This window comes from Streptomyces sp. NPDC050485 (genome assembly GCF_044458185.1).
Taxonomy (GTDB): domain Bacteria; phylum Actinomycetota; class Actinomycetes; order Streptomycetales; family Streptomycetaceae; genus Streptomyces.
The window spans coordinates 18,578-38,591 of record NZ_JBITHR010000010.1 but is presented as its reverse complement, the minus strand read 5'-3'; the positions used below and the strand labels follow the sequence as shown (position 1 = coordinate 38,591).

Annotated in this window: 16 protein-coding genes; 5 read left to right on the top strand and 11 right to left on the bottom strand. The window is 72.3% G+C overall.

Annotation, left to right across the window (positions count from 1 at the left end; genetic code table 11):
- Positions 1-36: 36 nt before the first annotated feature.
- The 3 genes from ACIBK6_RS21055 to ACIBK6_RS21045 form a co-directional block, all read right to left on the bottom strand.
- Complete coding sequence (locus tag ACIBK6_RS21055; protein WP_399052806.1) at positions 37-3,270, bottom strand: NACHT domain-containing protein; 3,234 nt, start codon at positions 3,268-3,270, stop codon at positions 37-39.
- The gene (locus ACIBK6_RS21050; protein WP_399052805.1) at positions 3,267-3,608 is read right to left on the bottom strand and encodes a trypco2 family protein; all 342 of its coding nucleotides are present in this window, start codon (positions 3,606-3,608) and stop codon (positions 3,267-3,269) included. The genes ACIBK6_RS21055 and ACIBK6_RS21050 overlap by 4 nt, the downstream gene beginning before the upstream one ends.
- A gap of 69 nt (positions 3,609-3,677) precedes the next feature.
- On the bottom strand, positions 3,678-6,965 hold the full coding sequence (locus ACIBK6_RS21045; protein ID WP_399052804.1) for an NACHT domain-containing protein: 3,288 nt from the start codon (positions 6,963-6,965) through the stop codon (positions 3,678-3,680).
- A 343-nt stretch (positions 6,966-7,308) separates the two neighbouring features.
- Between ACIBK6_RS21045 and ACIBK6_RS21040 the strand changes: the two genes are divergently transcribed.
- Positions 7,309-7,974, top strand: coding sequence for a M23 family metallopeptidase (locus tag ACIBK6_RS21040; protein ID WP_399052803.1), 666 nt, complete (start codon positions 7,309-7,311; stop codon positions 7,972-7,974).
- Between the two features lie 16 nt (positions 7,975-7,990).
- Here ACIBK6_RS21040 and ACIBK6_RS21035 read toward each other — a convergent pair whose 3' ends face one another.
- Complete coding sequence (locus ACIBK6_RS21035; RefSeq protein ID WP_399052802.1) at positions 7,991-8,554, bottom strand: TetR/AcrR family transcriptional regulator; 564 nt, start codon at positions 8,552-8,554, stop codon at positions 7,991-7,993.
- Between the two features lie 179 nt (positions 8,555-8,733).
- On the opposite strand from ACIBK6_RS21035, the gene ACIBK6_RS21030 reads away from it, so the two are divergent.
- The 3 genes from ACIBK6_RS21030 (at position 8,734) to ACIBK6_RS21020 (ending at position 11,856) form a co-directional block, all read left to right on the top strand.
- Positions 8,734-10,341 (top strand): MDR family MFS transporter, encoded by a 1,608-nt coding sequence (locus tag ACIBK6_RS21030; protein WP_399052801.1) that lies wholly within the window; start codon positions 8,734-8,736, stop codon positions 10,339-10,341.
- A 653-nt stretch (positions 10,342-10,994) separates the two neighbouring features.
- The gene (locus ACIBK6_RS21025; RefSeq protein ID WP_399052800.1) at positions 10,995-11,435 is read left to right on the top strand and encodes a helix-turn-helix transcriptional regulator; all 441 of its coding nucleotides are present in this window, start codon (positions 10,995-10,997) and stop codon (positions 11,433-11,435) included.
- Positions 11,436-11,445: 10 nt separating this feature from the next.
- Positions 11,446-11,856: a VOC family protein gene (locus tag ACIBK6_RS21020; RefSeq protein WP_399052799.1), complete on the top strand. Its 411-nt coding sequence runs from the start codon at positions 11,446-11,448 to the stop codon at positions 11,854-11,856.
- A gap of 353 nt (positions 11,857-12,209) precedes the next feature.
- Here ACIBK6_RS21020 and ACIBK6_RS21015 read toward each other — a convergent pair whose 3' ends face one another.
- The 7 genes from ACIBK6_RS21015 to ACIBK6_RS20985 all read right to left on the bottom strand — a co-directional run bounded on the left by ACIBK6_RS21015 (position 12,210) and on the right by ACIBK6_RS20985 (position 18,813).
- Complete coding sequence (locus ACIBK6_RS21015) at positions 12,210-13,466, bottom strand: low temperature requirement protein A (protein WP_399052798.1); 1,257 nt, start codon at positions 13,464-13,466, stop codon at positions 12,210-12,212.
- A 69-nt stretch (positions 13,467-13,535) separates the two neighbouring features.
- Complete coding sequence (cseC, locus tag ACIBK6_RS21010; RefSeq protein WP_399052797.1) at positions 13,536-14,861, bottom strand: two-component system sensor histidine kinase CseC; 1,326 nt, start codon at positions 14,859-14,861, stop codon at positions 13,536-13,538.
- A 93-nt stretch (positions 14,862-14,954) separates the two neighbouring features.
- Positions 14,955-15,659, bottom strand: a complete 705-nt coding sequence (cseB, locus tag ACIBK6_RS21005) for a two-component system response regulator CseB (protein ID WP_399052796.1) — start codon at positions 15,657-15,659, stop codon at positions 14,955-14,957.
- Positions 15,660-15,780: 121 nt separating this feature from the next.
- Positions 15,781-16,410, bottom strand: a complete 630-nt coding sequence (locus tag ACIBK6_RS21000; protein WP_399052795.1) for a hypothetical protein — start codon at positions 16,408-16,410, stop codon at positions 15,781-15,783.
- A 14-nt stretch (positions 16,411-16,424) separates the two neighbouring features.
- A complete protein-coding gene (locus ACIBK6_RS20995; RefSeq protein WP_329463728.1) occupies positions 16,425-16,982 on the bottom strand; it encodes a SigE family RNA polymerase sigma factor in 558 nt (185 codons plus the stop codon).
- Positions 16,983-17,201: 219 nt separating this feature from the next.
- Positions 17,202-18,101 carry an A/G-specific adenine glycosylase gene (locus ACIBK6_RS20990; protein ID WP_399053047.1) on the bottom strand — a complete coding sequence of 300 codons (900 nt, stop codon included), beginning with the start codon at positions 18,099-18,101 and terminating at the stop codon, positions 17,202-17,204.
- An 85-nt stretch (positions 18,102-18,186) separates the two neighbouring features.
- Positions 18,187-18,813, bottom strand: coding sequence for a phosphatase PAP2 family protein (locus ACIBK6_RS20985; RefSeq protein ID WP_399052794.1), 627 nt, complete (start codon positions 18,811-18,813; stop codon positions 18,187-18,189).
- 140 nt (positions 18,814-18,953) lie between these two features.
- On the opposite strand from ACIBK6_RS20985, the gene ACIBK6_RS20980 reads away from it, so the two are divergent.
- On the top strand, positions 18,954-19,769 hold the full coding sequence (locus tag ACIBK6_RS20980) for a hypothetical protein (RefSeq protein WP_399052793.1): 816 nt from the start codon (positions 18,954-18,956) through the stop codon (positions 19,767-19,769).
- Positions 19,770-20,014 lie beyond the last annotated feature (245 nt).

The following is a 20,014-nucleotide window of genomic DNA, read 5'->3' as shown; positions in this document are numbered from 1 at the left end:
AGCCCCTTTTCCGTGTCTCCCAACTCCCCACGTTTCTCAGGTGAGTTCGGGCGGTGGCGGGCCGCCGTTGACGGTGACGGTCAGGCCGGGGCGGCGCAGCAGGGCGGCCGGATTCCACGAGCCGGCCTGGACGGTGCCCACCGCGAGGTCCACCGTCGTCAGCGCGGGGAACACCGCGAGGACCGCGCCGAGGTCGCCGTCGGAGTTGGCCAGCCACAGGTCGAGGTGGCGGACGGTGGGCAGCGGCGCCACCCCGGCGAGCGCGGCCACCGAGCTGAGCGCCACGCCGAGCCGGGTGATGCCGGGCCGGCCGCGCACGTACCCGAGCAGTCTTCTGGTGGTGGCCGAGGCGGAGGGGGCGAGCTCCAGGTAGCTGAGCGCGGGCCAGCGGTTCAGTGCGTCGAAGCCGACGACCTGGTCCGCCTCCAGGTGCAGGGTGCTGACGCGCTCCAGGACCGGCAGCTGGGCGAGGTGGAGGTCGGTGCTGCTGCCGAACAGCAGAGTGCGCAGGGCCGGGACCGCGCCGAGCGGGGCCAGGTCGACCTCCTGCGCGGACACGTCAAGCAGTCCGAGCGAGGCGAGGCGCGGCAGCCGGGCGAGCTGGGACAGGTCGCGCAGGCCCGAGCCCCGCAGCACCTCCAGGTCTTCGAGGTGGTGCGCGCTGTCCCGCAGGAAGCCGAGGCCGCTGAGATGGTCGGTGCCGTTCAGGCGCAGCGCGGCCACCTCGCGTCCGCGCAGCGCCGCGTGGAGTTCGTCCGCGCCGAGGTCCGGCGGGACGGTGACCCACAGCCGGCGGGCGTCGGGGACGTGCGGGAGCTGCGCGAGCTGCCAGCGGGTCTCCATGTGCAGCCGCGCCTCGCGCAGATCGAGGCGGGCGAGCACTTCACGTGCGTACCGCTCGGCCGGGTAGCGCGACCACTCGGTGGCGAACAGGTCGACCGCGCCCGGATGGGCGGCGGCCCAGGCGCGGGCGTGGTCGACGGCCTCCGCGCCGCCGACCCGGTTGATGAGCCCGACGACGTTCGCCAGCGCCTCGGGGGGTGTGTCCCCGGGGTCCGGAAGGTGGCCGAGGACGGACGGGCCGAGGCGGGCCAGCAGGGTGACGGTCTCCAGGTCGCGCGGCGGGAGCAGCGCCGCGACGCGCTCGCGGACCCGGCGGGCGGTCGTCTCGTCCAGGTAGGCGGCGTGCTGGGCGCAGCGGGCCGCGAGGACGTGGATCTTCGCCTTGTCCTGGTGGCTGTCCTGCCGGGAGCCCGCGTCGATGAGGCCGTTGACCAGGACGGGCCGGTCGCGGCGGCCGCAGTGCCCGGCGGCGAGCAGTATCACGTCCTGCCACTGCTGCTCCTCCGAGGCATGCCGCAACAGCTCGCCCAGGTGGCCGTCCTCCACGAACTCCTTGGCGGCGAGGAAGTCCTGGAAGGTGCGGTGGGTGAACTGGAAGACGCCGTCGGCGCGTTCCTGGAGCAGCCCGCTGCGGTTGAGCAGATGCCGCAGCACATCCTCGGGGGTGCCCTGGCCGCGTACGTTCTCCATGCCGGACAGGGCCCGCTTCAGCTGGCGCAGCGCCTGGTCGCGGGAGAACTCCGACTGGCCCTCGCGCACCAGCCACACCGCGATCCGCTGGAGCAGCTCGGTGCACTCCTCGGCGCTGATCTCGATGCCCTCGGGCGCCTCGACCTTGCGCTGCTGGTCCCGGTTGCCGAGCAGCATCCGGAGCGCGGCCTCGTACAGCTTCCAGCGGGTGTCCGGCAGGAAGCCCTGGCGCAGCCGGTGCAGGGCGCAGATGACGGCGCACAGCAGCGGGGTACGAGCGAGCCCGCGCAGGGCGCTGTTCTGCTTGAACTGCTCGGACAGGTCGCGCTCCAGCTCGTCCAGGTCCTCGTGCGGGCCGCTGTCGAGCCGGGCCGCGCGGTGCCAGGCGGCGATGAACGCGGAGATGTCCTCGTCGTTCATCGGGAGCAGCCTGAGCTCCTCGAAGCCCGCGTACTTCAGCCAGTCCGGCTCGACCGCCATCGGCCGTACGGTGACCACGCAGCGGGTCCGCGGATAGCGGTCGAGCAGGGCGGCGAGCCAGCGGTGCGCCTCCTCGCGGTCCTCCTGCGGGACCTCGTCCAGGCCGTCCACCAGGAGCAGCGCCTGCCCGGTCTTCAGGACCCGCCCGGCCCAGCCCTCGGGTGCCGCGTCCACCACGAGCCGTGCGGCGGTGGGGAGTTGGGCGGGCAGCGGGAAGGTGGCGCCCTGGGCGCGCAGGGTGCGCAGCGGCACCACGAACGGGACGAGCGCGTTGAGGTCGGCGAGGCCGGGGCCGAGCCGGCCGGCCGCCGCGTGCGCCGCGAGCCACCACACCAGGGTGGTCTTGCCCGCGCCCGCCTCGCCGCGGATGAGGACCCGGGGGCGGGAGGCGAGCAGCGCGTCGATGCGCCGCGGCGCGCTGTCCATCAGCGGCCGGCCCGCCTGCGGCGGCTCCGTCGCCTTCGGTCTCGCCTCCAGGCTGAGGTAGGCGGTGTCCAAATCCCACTCGGAGTCCCGCTTGTTCAGCTCGTCCAGGCCGAAGATCTTCGTCTTGCGGTACGAGGCGCCGATCGCCTCCGCGTACTCGCGCTCGTAGCGCTGGTCCTCCGGGGGTACGCCGGTGACCAGTTCGAGGCCGGGCACGGCGGCCAGGGTGGCGAACGCGGCGCGGAAGGCGTCCGATTCGAAGACGGTACGCAGTGGCACGCACACCACCCTGCGGTGGCCGCGGCCGCGCGGGATCTCCTTGACCAGGCCGAGCAGGGTCGCGGCCGCGAAGAGCGGCCCGCCCGAGAGGCCCGCGAGCGGCGAGCTGCCGTCGGCGCGCTCGGCGGCCGGGGGCCGGTGCAGTTCGCAGACCAGGTCGTCGCGCAGGCTGCCCGCGACCGGCAGGACCGTACCGACGAACTGGTCGTAGTCGAGGTGGTGGTCGGGGCCGTAGCGCTGGATGTCGGGGAAGCCGATGATCTCGCAGCCGGGCAGCGACTGCGCCGTGTCGACGGTGCCCATCCGCAGCAGGCCGGGCAGCAGCTCCTCGTCGCTGTAGATCAGTGCGGCGTCCAACTCGGCGTCCCGCCACAGGGCTTGAGCGGTCACCTCGCCGATGGCGGGGTGGGCGAGCCGGACGGGGGAGGCGCCCACCAGGTTGTGCGCACAGGTCAGCACCAGCCAGGGCGAGACGATGACGCCGCTGCCCTGCCGCCCGTCGGACAGCACCGCCACCACCCGCTCGGCGGTCGTCGGCGCCCCCGTACTCACCGCGGCCCGGCCCCGAAGCGCCCGCCCGGGCCGTCGTTGCCGACCTTCCAGGCGGTTCCGCCGTCGGCGGCGCGCGGCTTCAGGGTGAAGGACACCTTGTGCGTACGCCCCGTGCTGCGCCCGGCATCGCCGCCCGCGTCCACCACCCAGGCCCTGACCCTGGCGCCGCCCTTGAGTTCCTTGCGGAGTTCGAGCGTGAACTCCATGTGGATGTCGCCGAGTTCGAAGACCAGCGGCTGCCCGGTGGCCCGGGCTGCGGCCTCGGTGAGCTGATCGCGTACGGACTCGATGGCATCGGCCAGTTCGATGCCGTCGAACGCATGGGTGTCGTCGGTCATGGTGCGCCCCCTCGCCTCACCCCAATTCTGGCTCTGTGTACGGTAGTTGGGACAGGGGTGGGATGTGGTTCACCTAGAGCTCGGGTAGGGGCGGCCTTCCACAGTGAGGACGTTCGGCGGGAGGGTGTCCGCGCCGTGCAGGGTCGTGACCCGGGACTCCAAGTACAGATTCTTCAGGCGGGGCGCCGAGGCCAGCGGGGTGACGTCGACTTCCGCCTGGGTGTGGCGGAAGACCAGCATCTCGACGCAGGGAAAGAGCGCGGGAATCCGCTCCAGCGCGGACGGAGGCGTGTGCCCGTCGAGGAGCACCCCCGTGACGGCGAGGTGGGCGGCGGGCGGAGCCAGGTCCACCGACCGGCCGAAGACGCCCAGCAGACGGAGCCGGGGCAGCCGGGCGACGGCGGCCCAGTCGGCGCTGTTCACGGGGCTGTTCCTCGGGCCGAGATAGAGGGTGTCCAGGGTCTCGAAGCGGTCGATGCCGCCGCCGAGCCCCTCGGCCGGGCTCCTTGCCGAAGACAGGTCCAACGTCGTCAGCGCCGGCCCGGCGGGCAGGTCGGTCAGCCGCCACGCCCAGTCGCCTCCCTTGAGGGTGAAGCTGGCCAAGCCCTCCAGGGCGGAGAGCGGACGCGGGTCGAGCCCGAGTGCCGCGCCCAGGATCAGAGTGCGCAGGGGGAGGCCCGCCAGGTGCGTGAGGTCGGTGAGCCGTGGGCACGCGTTGATCGCCAGCTCGGTCAGCGAGTCCTGCCCCTCCAGGAACGACAGGTTCCGGATCGCTTCGTTGTCGCGGAGACTCAGTCCGGCCAGCCGGGCCTGTGCCGCGTACGTGCCCAGCGCCTCGGGCGACAGGTCGTTGCGGGCGTCCAGGAGCGGGCGAGTCCCCAGCGCCCGCAGGGCGGCCAACTGCTCCTCGGACATCGCGCAGAAGTACAGGCCGGTCGGATCGAGGTGGGCGATGATCTCGTCGGCGTACTGCTGGGTGTCGAACTTGCCCCAGGACCAGGCGAGTTGGGAGCGTACGCCTACCGCCGGGTGGCGGGCGAACCGTGCCATGAAGGGGATCGCGCGCTCGGAGCCGGTGTGGGATGCGGCCGTGACGACATGCTCGGCGGTCTCCGCGTCCAGGCCTTCCGGCCCCGGCAGCAGGTCCAGGATCAGTGGGCCCGCCTGGGCGAGGGCCCGCGCGGCGCGGGAGCTGACCGGCGGGATCAGCCCGGCGGTGCGCCGCTCGACCTCGGCCCGTACGCGCGGGTCCAGCTCCGCCGCGTGCTCCAGGCAGGTCGCGGCCAGCATGTGCACCCGCATCCGGACGGCCGAGGACTCGTGCTCGTCCCCGAAGGTGAGCAACTCACCGAAGAGTTCCCGGCGTTCACGCGGGCGGGCGTGGGCGACGGCCATCCGTACGACGTCCTCCCACTGGTCGTCCCCGGCGTGCCGGACCAGTTCGCCCCACGCGCCCTCGTCCACCGCGGCCCGCGCGCCCAGGAAGTCCTGGAAGGTGCGGTGGACGAACTCGACGGTGCCGGGGCCCGGTTCGCGCAGCAGGCCGCTGCGGTGCAGGAAATGGGTGTAGACGGCGGGCGCGTCGCCGATGCGGGCGATCTCGGGGACCGCCGGGAGCAGCTCGCCGATGATCTGCTCGGCGCGCGAACGGTCCATCTCGGTACGGCCGTTGCGGATCAGCCAGTACGCGATGCGCTGCAGGAGCTGGACCTGGGGTTCCTCGCGCAGCTCGGGCAGATCCATGCTGCGCTCGCGGTCGCGGCGGGTCAGGAGCATGGTGAGGGCCGCGTCGTACAGGTCCTTTCGGCCGTACGGCAGGAACCCGCGGCGGTCGCGGTGCAGCGCGCAGATCAGGCCGCACATCAGCGGGTTGGTGGCGAGGCGCCCGAGGTCGGACTTGGTGCGTACGGAGTCGAGGAGCTGGGACTCGTACGCCGCGAGGACCGCGTCCTGCTCCCCGTCCCCGGTCCGGGCGGCCGTGTGCCAGCGGCCGATGAAGGCGGCCACACCCGACGGGCTCATCGCGGACATGGTCAGCTCCGCGAAGTCCTCGTCGCCGAGCCAGTCCTCGCGCACGGCGGAGGGGCGGGATGTGACCAGCCAGCGGTTGCCGGGGAAGGCGCCGATGAGGTCGCCGAGCCAGCTTCGGGTACGGGCGCGTTCGGCGTCCGGGATCTCGTCGATGCCGTCGACCAGGACCAGGCCCCGGCCTGCGCTGAGCACCCGGGACTCCCAGCCGGCGGGCTGCTCCCCGGCCAGCGGGGAGCCGACAGCGGCGAGGAAGTCCTTGGGCGCGGGCAGCCGTTCGCCGTGCCGGGTCAGGGTGCGCAGGGGCAGCACGAAGGGGATGCGGTCGCGGAGGTACGCCATCCGGCCGTCCGGGGTCGCCGTGTCCTGCCGGGCCGCGGAGACGGCGAGCCACTGGACCAGGGTGGTCTTGCCGGAGCCCGCCTCGCCGCGGAGCAGGACGCGCTCGCGGTCGGCGAGGGCCTGGTCGGCGGGCATCGGCAGAAAGGGGACCGGTTCTTCGGCCGGGCCCGGCCGGCGCGGGAGGTGGTCGGAGTGGAAGCGGGAGGCGAGCAGCCCCGGGTGCCGTTCGTAGCGGGTGGCGGAGGCGCGCAGCTGGTCGGCGAGCTCGGCGCGCGGGCCGGCGGCGGTCGCCTCCAGGCTCAGATAGGCGGCGTCCAGGGGCCAGGTGCCGGGCGAGTTGGTGAGGTCGAGCCCGTAGATCGTCAACTTGCCGTGTTTGCGGGCGACATGGGCGAGGTAGTGGCGCTCGAAGTCGGCGTCCCGGCCGTCGGCGCGCGGTGTCCTGGCGATCAACTCGTCGACCTTCGCGGTGAGTTCGCCCTGCCGTCGGCTCTGCTGGACGACCGTGGCGGGGACGAACGTCGTGCGCTGGGTGAAGAAGTGCAGGATGTGCAGACAGGTGGCGAGCAGCAGTCGCTCGTAGAAGTGGGCCGCGTCGGCGGAGAGGTGGCGCTCGGGGCGGTCGCAGGACCGGCGCAGTTCGCGGGCCAGCGCCTCGTGGCCGAGCGCGACCGCCTCGACATCGCTGAGGCGGAGCTCGCCGAGGGCGTACAGCGTCGTGGCGAGCGCATCGGTGACGGCCTGCTCCTCGTCGGCCGGGACGGGCCGCTCGCCGGTGCGCAGGCCCTCCTTGACCAGGGCGGCCGCGAGCCTGCGCAGATCGGGTTCGGCCAGGGTGCGTTTCTCGCCGCGGAAGGAGACGTACGAGGAGAGGCGGACCGGGCGGTCCACCAGACCGGCGCCCGGCCCCTCGGTCACGAAGAGCTTCTTCACGAGGGGGCCGACGACGCTCGTCGCGAGCTTGAGGCCTATCTGCGCGGGGTCCACGACGCGTCAGCGTAGCGAGGGTTGAGGGCCGTTGGTCCTGAAAGGGAAGGACTTAGGACCTGGTCGCGGTGACAAGGCGCACAGGGGTTTCGGGGCCTACTACGCACGATAGGGGCCGCTGGCCGGGGGATGCGGGTGTCCTGCGGGTATTCCCTCGCTGATCGTTACGTCTCTCGACGCCCCTCTCGACGCCTTTCGCTAGTAGATGGGCGTTTTGGGCGGAGATGGGGGTGCGGGTTACCAAGGTGGGGCCGACCCGGTGCGCCCTGTGCGTGCCGGGTCGGCGCATGCCGCCGGGCCCCGACCGGTGGCGGTCCCTGTCGCCGTACGGAAGAGCCCCCGCATGCCCCAGCGCGCCACCGCCCAGCCCGCCCGCCCGTCCGTGTCCCGCCGCCGCGCCGCGGGCGTCGTCGCCGTCGCCGCCGCAATGGGGGCCGTGACGGCCCTCGGTACGGGTGCCGCGGCCGCCGACCAGGTGACCGCCGCCGGTCCCGGCGCGACCGCCGCCGTCACGGCCGCCGTCGCCGACCAGGCCAAGGCACAGGCCAAGGCGGCCGTCGCGGTGCAGCGGGCGGCGGCCGCCAACGCCGCGTCGTGGGCGCACCCGGTCGATCACTACACGCTGAGCGCGAGCTTCGGCCTGGGCGGTTCGATGTGGTCGCAGAAGCACTCCGGGCAGGACTTCGCGGTGCCGAGCGGCACAAGCGTCGCGGCCGCGCACGGCGGCACCGTCGTCAAGGCGGGCCCGGGCGGCGCCGGTGACGGCCCGGCGTACGGCAACGCGATCGTCGTCAAGCACGCCGACAACACGTACTCGCAGTACGCCCACCTCTCGCGGATCGACGTACGCGTCGGCCAGAGCGTGACCACCGGCCAGCGGATCGCGCTGTCCGGCAACACCGGCAACTCCAGTGGCCCGCACCTGCACTTCGAGATCCGTACGACGCCGAACTACGGCTCGGCCGTCAACCCGGTCGCCTTCCTGCGGACGGTGGGCGTGGCCGTCTGAGCGCGCATAAGCGACGTTAAGCGTCCTTGCCGTGGTGGGCCTGGGTGACCAGGTCGCCCGCGACTTCGAGGATGCTCTTGCGCTTCTCCTCGGGGTCGCCCTCCAGTTCCTTGAGGACGAACATTCCGGCGTGCATGGAGAACAGCGCCGTGAAGCAGCGGATCTGGTCGGCCAGGGAGGCGTCCGGCTCCTTCAGCAGGTCGACCAGCGCGTGCATCCGCTCCTTGAACATCTCGCCGATGCTCAGCTCGCGCATGGCCGCCTGGTTCTCCTGCATGAACCGGAACAGCGGTTCCGCCCCCGCGAGGGCCTCGCTGTAGCGGCGCAGGATCTCCAGCTTGGTCTCCAGGGTCTGCGGCTGCTCCCGCCCCCACTCGATCACCTCGTCCATGGGCCTGGTGAGGTCCTGGAAGAGGCTGATGATGATGTCTTCCTTGGTTTTGAAGTGGTAGTAGAGCGCGGCCTTCGTCACATCGAGCCGCTCGGCGATCTCGCGCAGCGAGGTCTTCTCGTACCCCTGCTCACCGAAGAGCTCCAGGGCAACGTCCTGGATCCGCTGGCGGGTGTTTCCTCTGGCCATGCCGCTCTCCCGAATGCGTACGGCCGCCGTCCCCCGGCGGCCGTGCCGTTTGTCAGTAACTTGCTTGACGCCCGGCAAGTTGGGGTCTACCTTCCCCAGTGTAGTGGTAACTAACCGGGCGGCAAGTAAGTGCCCCGCGCGGTGGACGGCAGGCGAGAAGTTTCAGGGAGTTGGGGACGATGGCTACGGGGATATCGGGCGAGAAGGCGACAGAGGCGGGGGTGTCCGAAGCGCCGCAGCCGCGCAGTGTGCGGGTCGTCCTGCTCGCGCTCATGATCGCGATGCTGCTCGCCATGCTGGACAACATGATCGTCAACACGGCGATGCCGACGATCGTGGGCGAACTCGGGGGCCTTGAGCACTTGTCCTGGGTGGTGACCGCCTACACCCTGGCCACCGCCGCGTCCACGCCGATCTGGGGCAAGCTCGGCGACATGTACGGGCGCAAGGGCGCCTTCCTCACCTCTATCGCGATCTTCCTGCTCGGCTCCGCGCTCAGCGGCATGGCGCAGGACATGACCCAGCTCATCGGCTTCCGCGCGGTGCAGGGCCTCGGCGCGGGCGGCCTCATGGTCGGCGTCATGGCGATCATCGGCGACCTGATTCCGCCCCGCGACCGCGGCAAGTACCAGGGCATGATGGCTGGTGTCATGGCGCTCGCGATGATCGGCGGCCCGCTGGTCGGCGGCGCCATCACCGACCACCTCGGCTGGCGCTGGACCTTCTACATCAACATCCCGCTGGGCGCGGTCGCGCTCACCATGGTCACCGCCGTACTGCACCTGCCCAAGAAGCGCGCCCGCGGCCGGATCGACTACCTCGGTACGGTCCTGCTGACCGTCGGCATCACCTCCATCGTGCTGGTCACCACCTGGGGCGGCTCGCAGTACGCCTGGAGCTCCGCGATCATCATGGAACTCATCGCCCTCGGCGTCGCCGCGATCGTCGGCTTCCTGTTCGTCGAGACCAAGGCGGCCGAGCCGATCGTGCCGCTGCACATCTTCCGCAACCGCAACTTCTCACTCATGTCGGGGATCGGCTTCCTCACCGGCTTCGTGATGTTCGGCGCGATGCTGTTCCTGCCGCTGTACCAGCAGAGTGTGCAGGGCGCCTCCGCCACCAACTCCGGCCTCCTGCTGCTGCCGATGCTGCTCTCGATGATGGTCGTCTCGCTGATCGCGGGCCGGGTCACCACCAACAGCGGCAAGTACAAGATCTTCCCGATCCTGGGCGGCGCGCTGGTCGTGGTCGGCCTGTTCCTGCTGTCCACGATGGACACCACCACGACCCGGCTGATGTCCGGCGTCTACATGGCGGTGCTCGGCGCGGGCATGGGCTTCCTGATGCAGATCACGATGCTGGTCGCGCAGAACAGCGTCGAGATGAAGGACATGGGCGTCGCCTCGTCCTCCACGACCCTGTTCCGTACGCTCGGCTCCTCCTTCGGCGTCTCGATCATGGGCGCGATCTTCACGAACCGGGTGGGCGACGAGATGACCCGGCGACTCGGCTCGGCGGCCTCCGCCGGCGCGGGCAAGCTGGCCTCGGCGCAGCTGGACGCGACGCACCTGGCGAAGCTGCCGGCGCCGGTCCGTGAGGCGTACCAGTACGCCGTCTCCTCCGGTACGCACGGGACGTTCCTGGTCGGCTCGGTGATCTCGGTGGCGATGTTCGTGGCGGCGCTGTTCGTGAAGGAGGTGCCGCTGCGGGGTTCCGGTCCGGAGGCGCCGAAGGCGATGGCGGATTCGGTGGAGGCGGATGCGGTGCGCTCGGAGCAGATCGCCTGAGCGAGTGCCCCCGCGCACGGGGGGGCTTCGCCCCCTGCGCCCCTGGGGGGTCTCCCGCCTGCCCGCCCGTGCGGCGGGGTGGCAAGGTGTTCCTGGGGCTGCGGCCCAGACCCCTTCGGGGGCTTCGCCTCCCGGGCGGCCCACCCACCCGCCCGTTGAGCGGGTGAGAAGGCCGGGCCCCCTGGGGCTGCGGCCCCAGACCCCTGCGGGGGCTTTGCCCCCTGCACCCCCAGGGGGTTTCTTGCCTGCCGGGCCGCCCGTGCGGCGGGGCGGGAAGGTGTTCTTGGGGCTGCGGCCCCAGAGACCCCTGTGGGTGCTTCGCCCCCTGCGCCCGGGGGGCTCGCCCGCCGGGGCCGCCCGTGCGGTGGGGTGGGAAGGTGTTCTTGGGGCTGCGGCCCAGACCCCCTTCGGGGGGCTTCGCCCCGGACCCCGGGGGTTTCTCCGCCTGCCCACCCCGCGCGGCCGGGTGGGAAGGTGTTGCTGGGTTGCGCCCCCAACAGAGCTCCCCTGTGCGGCAGATGGGTGGGCGCTTCAGGGGGCAGGGGGCTTCAGTGCGTTGAGCGGGTGGGGTGGCTCGGTGTCGGGGGCGGTGCCTCAGGGAGGCGCCCGACGCTCCACCCCCCACCTCCCGCACGCGGTGGTAGCGTCGTTTCATGACTCCCGAAGACCTCGCCAACCTCGCGCACCTGCGTCGAGCGCGGGATCTGATCGACCGGGAGTACGCGCGGCCGCTCGATGTGCCGACCATGGCCCAGCACGCGCTCATGTCGCCGGCGCACTTCTCGCGACGGTTCCGGGCGGCCTACGGCGAGACGCCGTACAGCTATCTCATGACCCGCCGCATCGAGCGTGCGATGGCGCTGCTGCGCGGGGGGATGAGCGTGACCGACGCGTGCATGGCGGTCGGCTGTACCTCGCTCGGTTCGTTCAGCTCGCGGTTCACCGAGGTCGTGGGCCAGACGCCGAGCGCGTACCGGATCCGGGAGCACTCCGCCGTGGCCGCGATGCCCGCGTGCGTGGCGAAGGTGCGCACCCGCCCGACGAGGAATCCGCCGAGCAGGATTCGAGAAGCGGACGGCGACGCCGCCGCCTAGCGTTGGCGTCATGACCATCGCACTCCAGTACTGCCACATCACCGTCAACGACCTCGACGAGTCGCTCGCGTTCTACCGCGACGCGCTCGGCCTCGAAGTGCGCAATGACGTCGCTTCCGGCGGATTCCGCTGGGTCACCCTCGGCAGCACGACTCAGCCGGGCCTCGAAATGGTGCTCTCGGAACCGCACGCCGGCCGCTCCCAGGGCGACGGAGACGCGCTGCAGGAACTGCTCACCAAGGGCGTTCTGCCGATGTGGGTCTTCAGGACCGACGATCTCGACGCGACCTTCGAGAAGGTACGGGCATCGGGCGCCGAGGTACTGCAGGAGCCCATCGACCAGCCCTGGGGCCCGCGCGACTGCGCCTTCCGCGACCCGTCCGGAAACCTGGTACGTATCCAGCAGTCGCCGAAGGCATAACACCCTAGCCGTCGGCCACACCCGGCCTGACGCGGATCTGCCGGTCAGCTGCACCCCGCTGACCGGCAGGCCCCCCGGCCGTCGGCCGCACCCCGCTGACCTGCATCCCGTCCGTCGGCTGCACCCGGCGGGGTCGAGGGGCCGCAGGCCCCGTGGGGTTCGGGGCGGAGCCCCGAGGGGGTGACCTTTCAACTCCGGGCTACGGGTGGGCGGGTGGGCAGCCCCCTCGGGGTCCGGGGCGGAGCCCCGGGAGGTGAGCTTTCGGTTCCGCGTCACGGGCGGGTGGGTGGGCGAACCCCCGGGGTTCGGGGCGGAGCCCCGACAGGGGGCTGGGGGCGAGGCGATCCCAGGGGCTAGGTCGCCTCGGCCACGCGGCGCCGGTGGCTCGGCCCCTCCGCCGCCACCGAAACCCCCAGCAGCCCCGCCGGCACCGCCAGCATCACGGCCACCGGGGCCGACCCCGCCGCAGGGACCAGCGCCGCGATCAGCAGCGCCGTACCCACGCGGAGCAGCACCACCGGATCCCGTACGCCCGTGAAGGCGGACCGTACCGCCGCCGTGGACAGCAGGAACAGCGCCACCCCGCCCAGGATGCACAGCGCGAGGGCGGTGGTGAGCCGGCTGGCCGAGCCCACCACCGCCGTGCCCACCGCACCCCCCGCCACGGCGAGCCCGAGCTGCACGGGCAGGTGGCCGAAGACGTAGGTGTGCAACAGCCTCGGATTTCCGGCCAGTTCGGCGTGCGCGCCCGGCCGGGTCCCGCTGGCGCTGAAGTACGACCACCACAGGCAGGCGCACAGCGCGAACGCCGCCGCACCGGTCACCGTCGCGGATCCTGCGCTACGGGCCTCGACCAGCCCGTTGGTGAAGCCGAGCACCGACTCGCCGAGCACGATGATGGTGAACAGGCCGAAGCGTTCCCGCAGATGCTCGGTGTGGTGCGGGGCCCGCGCGATCCGGCGGCCCGAGAGCAGCGGGGTGACCAGGTCGACCGCCATCCCGCCCGCCCACATCCCGTACCGCACCGGCCCGGCCGGCGCGAGCAGCGCCCCGCCCGCCCAGAACAGTGCCGAGACGGCCGATCCCGTACTGAAGGAAGCGAGCAGCGGGACCAGTCGGCGCTCCCTGCGGGCCTCCAGCGCGTACAGCGCCGCGACGCCGAGCCGTGCGCCCAGGTACGACAGCGCGAAGCCGGTGTCCGCGCTGTCGGAGGTTCCCACGCTGCCCGCGAACACCCCGAGCCCGCACACCGCCGCGAGCCCGGCCATGGTGACAAGGCGGTGCGACGTGACGTCCCGGTCCGCGCGGTTGGCCCGGACCGCGTACAGCACCCAGGTCCACCACAGCGGTACGAACAGGGCGGCCGCCGCGGCGACCGAGCCGAGGGTGGGCTCGGAGCTGATGCGCCGGGTGATCTGGCCGACGGCCGCGACGAACACCAGGTCGCAGAACAACTCGAACCAGGTGGCCCGCCGTTCGGCTTCCGGACCATCCAACTCCCCGTCCGTGTCCGGGAGTTCCACGTCATTCCGGCGGCCCGGAGCCGGTCCGCGAAGAGGAGGGGAAGTGCGCTCGCCCGTGTGCTCGCCCATGTTCTCGCCCGCATGCATGGTCAACAGTCTTGCCGCTGACCACGGTTGGGGCCTTCCCGATCCCGATAAGCGCAGGACGATGTGCTGCTAGCGCGGCTGCCCGCCCGGCGGCAGGGTCGGGAAGCTGCCCGTGTTCGTCGGGGCGTGTTCGGGGAGCCAGAGCACCGCGATCGCGCCGCCGGTGCCCTCCGCGTTCGGTGTGCCCTCGGGCGCCGCGTTGCGGAAGGTGAGCCGGGCTCCGAGCACCCTGGCCTGGCCCGCGGCGATCGTCAGGCCCAGGCCGTGCCCGTTGCCCGCCCGGTCGCTCGACCCGGTGCGGAACCGGCTCGGCCCGTCGCGCAGCAGCGCCTCGGGGAAGCCGGGCCCGTGGTCGCGGATCCGTACGACCCGGCCCTCGACGGTGACCTCGACCGGCCCCTTGCCGTGCTTGGCGGCATTGCCGAGCAGGTTGCCCAGAATGCGTTCCAGGCGCCGCGGGTCGGTGCTGACCGAGGACTCGTGGACGACCCGCACCTTCACCTCGGGGTCGAACACGGCGACCCGGCGGCTGACGAACTCGCCGAGCGCGATCTCCTGCAGCTCGGCCCGCTCGGACGCGCTGTCGAGCCGGGCCACCTCCAGCACGTCCTCGACCAGCGTGCGCATGGCCTGCGCCCGGTTGCGCACGAGCTCGGTGGGGCGGCCGGGCGGCAGCAGTTCGGCGGCCGTGAGCAGTCCGGTGACCGGGGTGCGCAGCTCGTGCGCGATGTCCGCGGTGACCCGGCGTTCGGCTTCGATGCGCTCCTGGAGCGCGTCGGTGAGCGCGTCGACGGCGCGGGCGAGCTCGTCGGTCTCGTCGCGTACGAAGCCGCCGATGGCGTCCCGTACCCGTACCTCCGTGCTGCCCTCGGCGACCTTGCCCGCCGCGTCGGCCGCCTTGCGGAGCCGGCGCGAGATCTGGCCGCCGATGAGGATGCCGAGCGCGCAGCCGCCGAAGACGACCGCGACCGAGCCGATGACCAGGGCGCGGTCGAGGTCCGCTATGACGCTGGAGCTGCGGTCGGTGAAACTGGAGTGCAGGGACAGGACGTCGCCGTTGCCGACGGGCACCGCGGCCCAGATGTCGGGCGAGCCGCTGCCGTGGTCCTGTACGGAGGAGACCTTGCGCCCCTGGAGGGCCTTGGCCTTCAGTGCGGCAGGCAGCGCGGGATCGTTGAGCTTGGTGCCGAAGCGGACCCGCTTGTTGCTGGTCTCGTAGTAGTTCTGCGCGAAGTTGAGCCGCTCGACCTGTACTTCGCGGGCGTTGTCGAGCATCGAGACGCGCGCCGCGTTGTGCACGACGAGGCTCAGCGCCATCACGGTCAGGGCGCCGACCGCCGTGATCGCGATGCTGATCTTCCACCGGATGCCGGTCCGCAGGGCGAAGCGCCTCATGCGACGTGCTCCTGTTCGGCGCGGGCCGGGCCGGGGCCCAGGGGGTGGAGCCGCCGGACGCCGGTCCGCGGGGCGGGGCGTCTCATCGGTCCCTCATGCCTTCAGCTTGTAGCCGAAGCCACGGACGGTCTCGATCCGGTCCTGCCCGATCTTGGTGCGCAGCCGCTGCACATGCACGTCCACCACCCGGGTGTCACCGCCCCAGCCGTAGTCCCATACGCGCTCAAGGAGCTTGTCGCGGGAGAGCACGGTGCCGGGAGCCGAGGAGAATTCGAGCAGCAGCCGCATCTCGGTCGGGGTCAGCGCGACGGTCTCGCCGCCCTTGCGGACCTCCATGCCCTCGGTGTCGATCTCGATGTCGCCGAAGGCGAGCACCCCGCGCTCGGGCGCCGCCTCGGGCACCTCGGTGGCGCCGGGCCCGCCCGAGGCATGGCCGAATCGGCGCAGCACGGCGCGGATCCGGGCGACCAGGACGGCGCCGTCGAAGGGCTTGGTGACGTAGTCGTCCGCGCCGGCCTCCAGGCCGAGGACGACATCGATGGAGTCGGCGCGCGCCGAAAGCATGATCACCGGAACGGTCGACTCGTCGCGGATCCGGCGGCACAGGCTGACGCCGTCCAGGCCCGGCAGCATCACGTCGAGCAGGGCGATGTCCGGCCGGTCGGCGCGGAACGCCTCAAGGCCGGAGAGCCCGTCAGGCATGGCGGTCACGGTGAAGCCGTCGCGCTCCAGGGCGAGTTGGGTGGCTTCACGGATGACGTCGTCGTCCTCGACGAACAGAACATGGGTTTCGGCCATCGCGCTGCTCTCTCAGTTCTCCGGCGGTCGTTTCCGTCGCCCGGTGGTCGTGCGGTGGGTCCGGGCGCAGTACCCAGTCTGCGGCATGGCCGTGCCCCCGGTCGCCGACCCGGCGGCCGGGTCAGGGGGACGCGGGCACGGGCGGCATGGTCTCGTTGCCGCCGACCGCCTTGCTGTAGTCGTTCTCCACCTCGTCCTGCTGGGCGAATTTACCGCCCGACCAGTGGTAGGTGGTCACGATCTCGCTGGACGCGAAGGCCGGCTTGTCGCCCGGCGCGTACATCTGCCGGGTCACCACCAGCTCACCCCGGTCGATCTCGGCGTACACCGGCGCCTCCTCGGAGGTGAAGACGTTGTCGTACGAAGAGCCCGAGGCGCGGTACACGTACGAGCCGAGTCCGACGGCGTCGCTGCAGTTCATGACGTTCACGATGACGTCCTGGCCGGTCGTGCCGGTCAGGTGCCCGTACGTCACGTCGACCGGGAACTCGTTCTTGGTGCAGGGCTTGAGGTCGGCCTTGACCCGGGCGCTGACCTTCGGGTCGGCCTTGAGCAGCTGCACCGGGTCGACCTTGTTGAACGGGGCCGCGCTCGACGCGCTCGGCGACGGCGTGGCGTGGGCGGCCTTGTCGGCGCGGGGAGCCTCGCCCTCGTCCCGGGTGCCGGTGCCGCCGGTGGAGCAGCCGGCCATCAGCAGCCCGAGGGCGGAGAGCCCGGCCAGTGCCGTGGTCCCCGCCGTCAGAGCGTTCAAGCCGCCGCCTCTGGCTAGGCCGCGCACCGCTCCCGCCCCTTTACCTCGCGCACCGTGCCGTGCTCCAGGGCACGGAAGTCCAGCTCGCGGCTCTCCAGCTCCTGGCGGAGCCGGGCCAGCGCGCGGTGCAGCGTGCTCTTGACGGTGCCGGCCGACATGCCGAGCGCCGCGGCGGTCTCCTCGGTGCTCATCTGCTCCCAGTGGCGGAGCACGACGACGCTGCGCTGCTTGGGGGCGAGCACCTTCAGGACGTCCATCAGCAGGGCGCGGTCGGCGCGCTGCTCGGAGCCGTCCTCGACGCGGGCGTCGGGCAGCTGCTCGGTCGGAACCTCTTCGAGCTTGCGCGCCCGCCACCACTCGGTCCGGGTGTTGATCATGACCCGGCGCAGATAGGCGTCGGCGAGCGTCTTGTCGGCGATGCCGTCCCAGCGGCCGTAGGTGCGGGCCAGCGCGGTCTGCAGCAGGTCCTGTGCGTCCACCGGGTCCGGAACGAGCCGCCGGGCACTGCGCAGAAGAGCATCCTGCCGGGTGCGTACGTACTCTTCGAACTCAAGCACCTCGCCCTGCGCCATACCCAACCGCCTCCGTCATCCCCGTGAGCTGGTCCCGCTCGCCCTGCTGGTCGCTTACCCGGATGAACCTACGGAGGACTTGTCACGGGCCTGTGCGGAGGAGCCGTCGGCAGACGCACGGAGAGCCATCGGTTGTGTAACAGCCGAGGTTTACCGCCGTTTTCCAGGGGTAAGGCCGCCGTTTCGGGCGTTACGGACACACTCGGACACGCCCGGGGGTCAGGCGTGCGGCAGCCGGTAGAAACCGTCGGCGAGGGGCTCCACGAGACCGTCCGCGACCAGCGTGTCGAGCGCCCTGGCCCGCTGCACCGGCTCGTGCCACACCGCGTCGAGCGCCGACTGCGGTACGGGATCGGTGGCCTCGCGCAGCACCGCGAGCAGCCTGCCGCGCACCTGGCGGTCGGTGCCCGCATAGGTCTGCCCGCGCCGCGCCGGGCCCTCGTGCTCGGGCTTCCCGGCGAGCCGCCAGGCGCACTGGGCGGCGATCGGGCAGCGTACGCACGTCTCGTTCTTCGCCGTGCAGACCAGCGCGCCGAGCTCCATGGAGGCCGCCGCCCAGCGGGCCGCGGTGGCCTCGTCCTGGGGCAGCAGCGCGCGAGCCAGGCGCCGCTCGGCCGCGGTGGTGGCGGTCGGCGGGTACCGCACACCGGTCACCGCCCGGGCGAAGACCCGGCGCACATTGGTGTCCAGTACCGCGTGCCGCTGCCCGTACGCGAACGAGGCGACCGCGGCCGCCGTGTACTCGCCGATGCCGGGCAGCGCGAGCAACTGCCCGTGGTCGGCCGGTACGTCACCGCCGTGCCGCTCCGTTATGGCGAGGGCCGCGCCGTGCAGCCGCAGCGCGCGGCGCGGGTAGCCGAGCCGGCCCCAGGCGCGTACCGCCTCGCCGGGGGCCTCGGCGGCCAGGTCGGCCGGGCGCGGCCAGCGGGCCAGCCACTGCTCGTATACCGGGAGCACCCGGCTGACCGGGGTCTGCTGAAGCATGAACTCGCTGACCATCACACCCCAGGCGCCCGCCTCCGGGCGCCGCCAGGGCAGGTCGCGGGCGTGCTCGCCGAACCATCCGATGACGGATTCGTGGAGGACGGCGGGCTCGTTCGTCTCGTTCGTCTCGTTCATGGGCACGGTGGGCGTCGTCGGCAGAGTGTTCATCGCAGAACCGATCCTGGCACGATCGGCCCGCGAAGGGGGCGCGCGAGGGCGCTCAGCGGCGCGCGTGCTGCCGGGCGTGCAGCGGTGCGCCGGTTCCCGCGAACCAGGCGACCGCCGAGACGTCGCTGGTACGCATCGCTTCGGCCAGCGCCCGCACGGGCCGGGTGCCCGCCTTGACGACGAGCAGCGCGACGACCACGCCGAGTGCCAGGCCGACCGCCACGTCGTGCGGGTAGTGCACCCCGACGAAGACCCGCGAGAAGGCCATCGCCAGCGCCATCGGCACGGTGAGCAGCCAGATCCGGGACCAGGCGAGGGCCAGCGCGAGGGCGGCGGCGCCCGCGATGGTGGCGTGGTTGGACGGGAACGACCAGTCGCCATTGACGGGGCAGGCGATCAGCGAGGTCGCCGCGCCCGCCACTGCCCGGCAGGGCCGTTCCTCGTCGATCAGCGACTTGATCACCTCGCTGCAGAGGTAGGCGACCGCCGTCGCCAGCGGCGCCAGCACGGCGAGCGCCAGCGATGCCGTGTCGCGGCGGCGGGCCCGCCACCAGGCGAAGACGAACAGCACCCCGAACAGGAGCAGGCCGAACTGCGTCCAGGCCTCGACGATGTGCTGCACCCAGGACGGCATGTCGTGGGCGAAGTCGGTGATGTTGCGGTAGAGCTCACTATCCATGGTGACGGACAGTATGGATCATCCCCGGGGGCCGACCACGAGCGGCGACCTCCTGCTCCGGGATGATGATCCGGAAAACTTGGTACGAGAGGCGGCGGGTGGGGCAGGAGTTGGCCCCGATCTCTCGTAAGGTTCGGTACGTGGGATCTCTGCGCAATCCGGTCGGGCCGCTTCCCTCCTCCATCTACTGGCGACGGAGGGCGGTCGCGCTGTCCTTGATCGCGCTGCTCGCGATCCTCGCCCTATGGGTCGTCACGTCCGGTGGTGGCAGCGGCGCCAAGAGCAGCGGCAACGACAAGGGCCCGTTTCCCACGCACTCGATCACCCCGGGGCCGTCCGGCTCCGGACCTGCCGTCAGCACCGCGCCGGGCGGCCGCGACGAGTCCAGCGGCTCGGGCGGCTCCGGAGGATCGGGCGGTTCGGGTGGCGGAAACTCCGGTGACGGCGGTACGAGTGCGGGCTCGGGCGCCTCGTCCGGCTCCGACTCCGGTTCCGGGGGCGGGAGTTCGGGCACCGGCGGCGACACCGGCCGTCAGGTGCCGGCCGGGTCCAGCCTGCCCGTCTGTGCGCCGGGCTCGCTGACCTTGACGCTCCGCACCACCAAGACCTCGTACGCGCTGGGCGAGAAGCCCCGGCTCGAAGTCGTCCTCAAGAACAACTCGGCGTCCACCTGCAAGGCGGACCTCGGGCCCAAGGGGGCGATTGTGACGGTCACCTCCACCGGCAACGACCGGGTGTGGTCGACGGACGACTGCGCGGTCGGGGACGGCAGCGTGTTCTTCCAGGTGCCGGGGGAGGACACGATCACCCACACGGTGGAGTGGAACCGCGGCAAGAGCGCGCCGCAGTGCGCGACACCGCCGACAGGCTCGGTGGGCCCCGGCACGTACCTGGTGGAAGCGAAGCTCCCGGGCCTGCCGGTGGCGAGAGCGTCGTTCGGCCTGACGAAGGATTAGCCCCACCCCACCCCTTCCCGCTGTGACACTCTGCGGCTCCGCCGCATGGCCTCCGGGGGTGAGGAAAGAGGTTCCTGGGGCTGCGCCCCAGACGCGCTGAGGGGCTGCGCCCCTCGAACCCCGGTGGGGGGGGGGGGCCCCCCCCCCCCCCCCAACACCCCCCCGCCCCGGGGGGGGGGGGGGGGGGGGGGGGGGGGGCCCCGGGGGGGGGGGCGGCGCGCGCCCCGGGGGTGGGGTAAGCCCCC

What these genes read in the sequence shown, in the direction of transcription:
- ACIBK6_RS21050 (WP_399052805.1), bottom strand. Translation starts at nt 3,608, where the DNA reads ATGACCGACGACACCCATGCGTTCGACGGCATCGAACTGGCCGATGCC.
- ACIBK6_RS21040 (WP_399052803.1), top strand. Translation starts at nt 7,309, where the DNA reads ATGCCCCAGCGCGCCACCGCCCAGCCCGCCCGCCCGTCCGTGTCCCGC.
- ACIBK6_RS21035 (WP_399052802.1), bottom strand. Translation starts at nt 8,554, where the DNA reads ATGGCCAGAGGAAACACCCGCCAGCGGATCCAGGACGTTGCCCTGGAG.
- ACIBK6_RS21030 (WP_399052801.1), top strand. Translation starts at nt 8,734, where the DNA reads ATGGCTACGGGGATATCGGGCGAGAAGGCGACAGAGGCGGGGGTGTCC.
- ACIBK6_RS21025 (WP_399052800.1), top strand. Translation starts at nt 10,995, where the DNA reads ATGACTCCCGAAGACCTCGCCAACCTCGCGCACCTGCGTCGAGCGCGG.
- ACIBK6_RS21020 (WP_399052799.1), top strand. Translation starts at nt 11,446, where the DNA reads ATGACCATCGCACTCCAGTACTGCCACATCACCGTCAACGACCTCGAC.
- ACIBK6_RS21015 (WP_399052798.1), bottom strand. Translation starts at nt 13,466, where the DNA reads ATGCATGCGGGCGAGAACATGGGCGAGCACACGGGCGAGCGCACTTCC.
- cseC (WP_399052797.1), bottom strand. Translation starts at nt 14,861, where the DNA reads ATGAGGCGCTTCGCCCTGCGGACCGGCATCCGGTGGAAGATCAGCATC.
- cseB (WP_399052796.1), bottom strand. Translation starts at nt 15,659, where the DNA reads ATGGCCGAAACCCATGTTCTGTTCGTCGAGGACGACGACGTCATCCGT.
- ACIBK6_RS20995 (WP_329463728.1), bottom strand. Translation starts at nt 16,982, where the DNA reads ATGGCGCAGGGCGAGGTGCTTGAGTTCGAAGAGTACGTACGCACCCGG.
- ACIBK6_RS20990 (WP_399053047.1), bottom strand. Translation starts at nt 18,101, where the DNA reads ATGAACGAGACGAACGAGACGAACGAGCCCGCCGTCCTCCACGAATCC.
- ACIBK6_RS20985 (WP_399052794.1), bottom strand. Translation starts at nt 18,813, where the DNA reads ATGGATAGTGAGCTCTACCGCAACATCACCGACTTCGCCCACGACATG.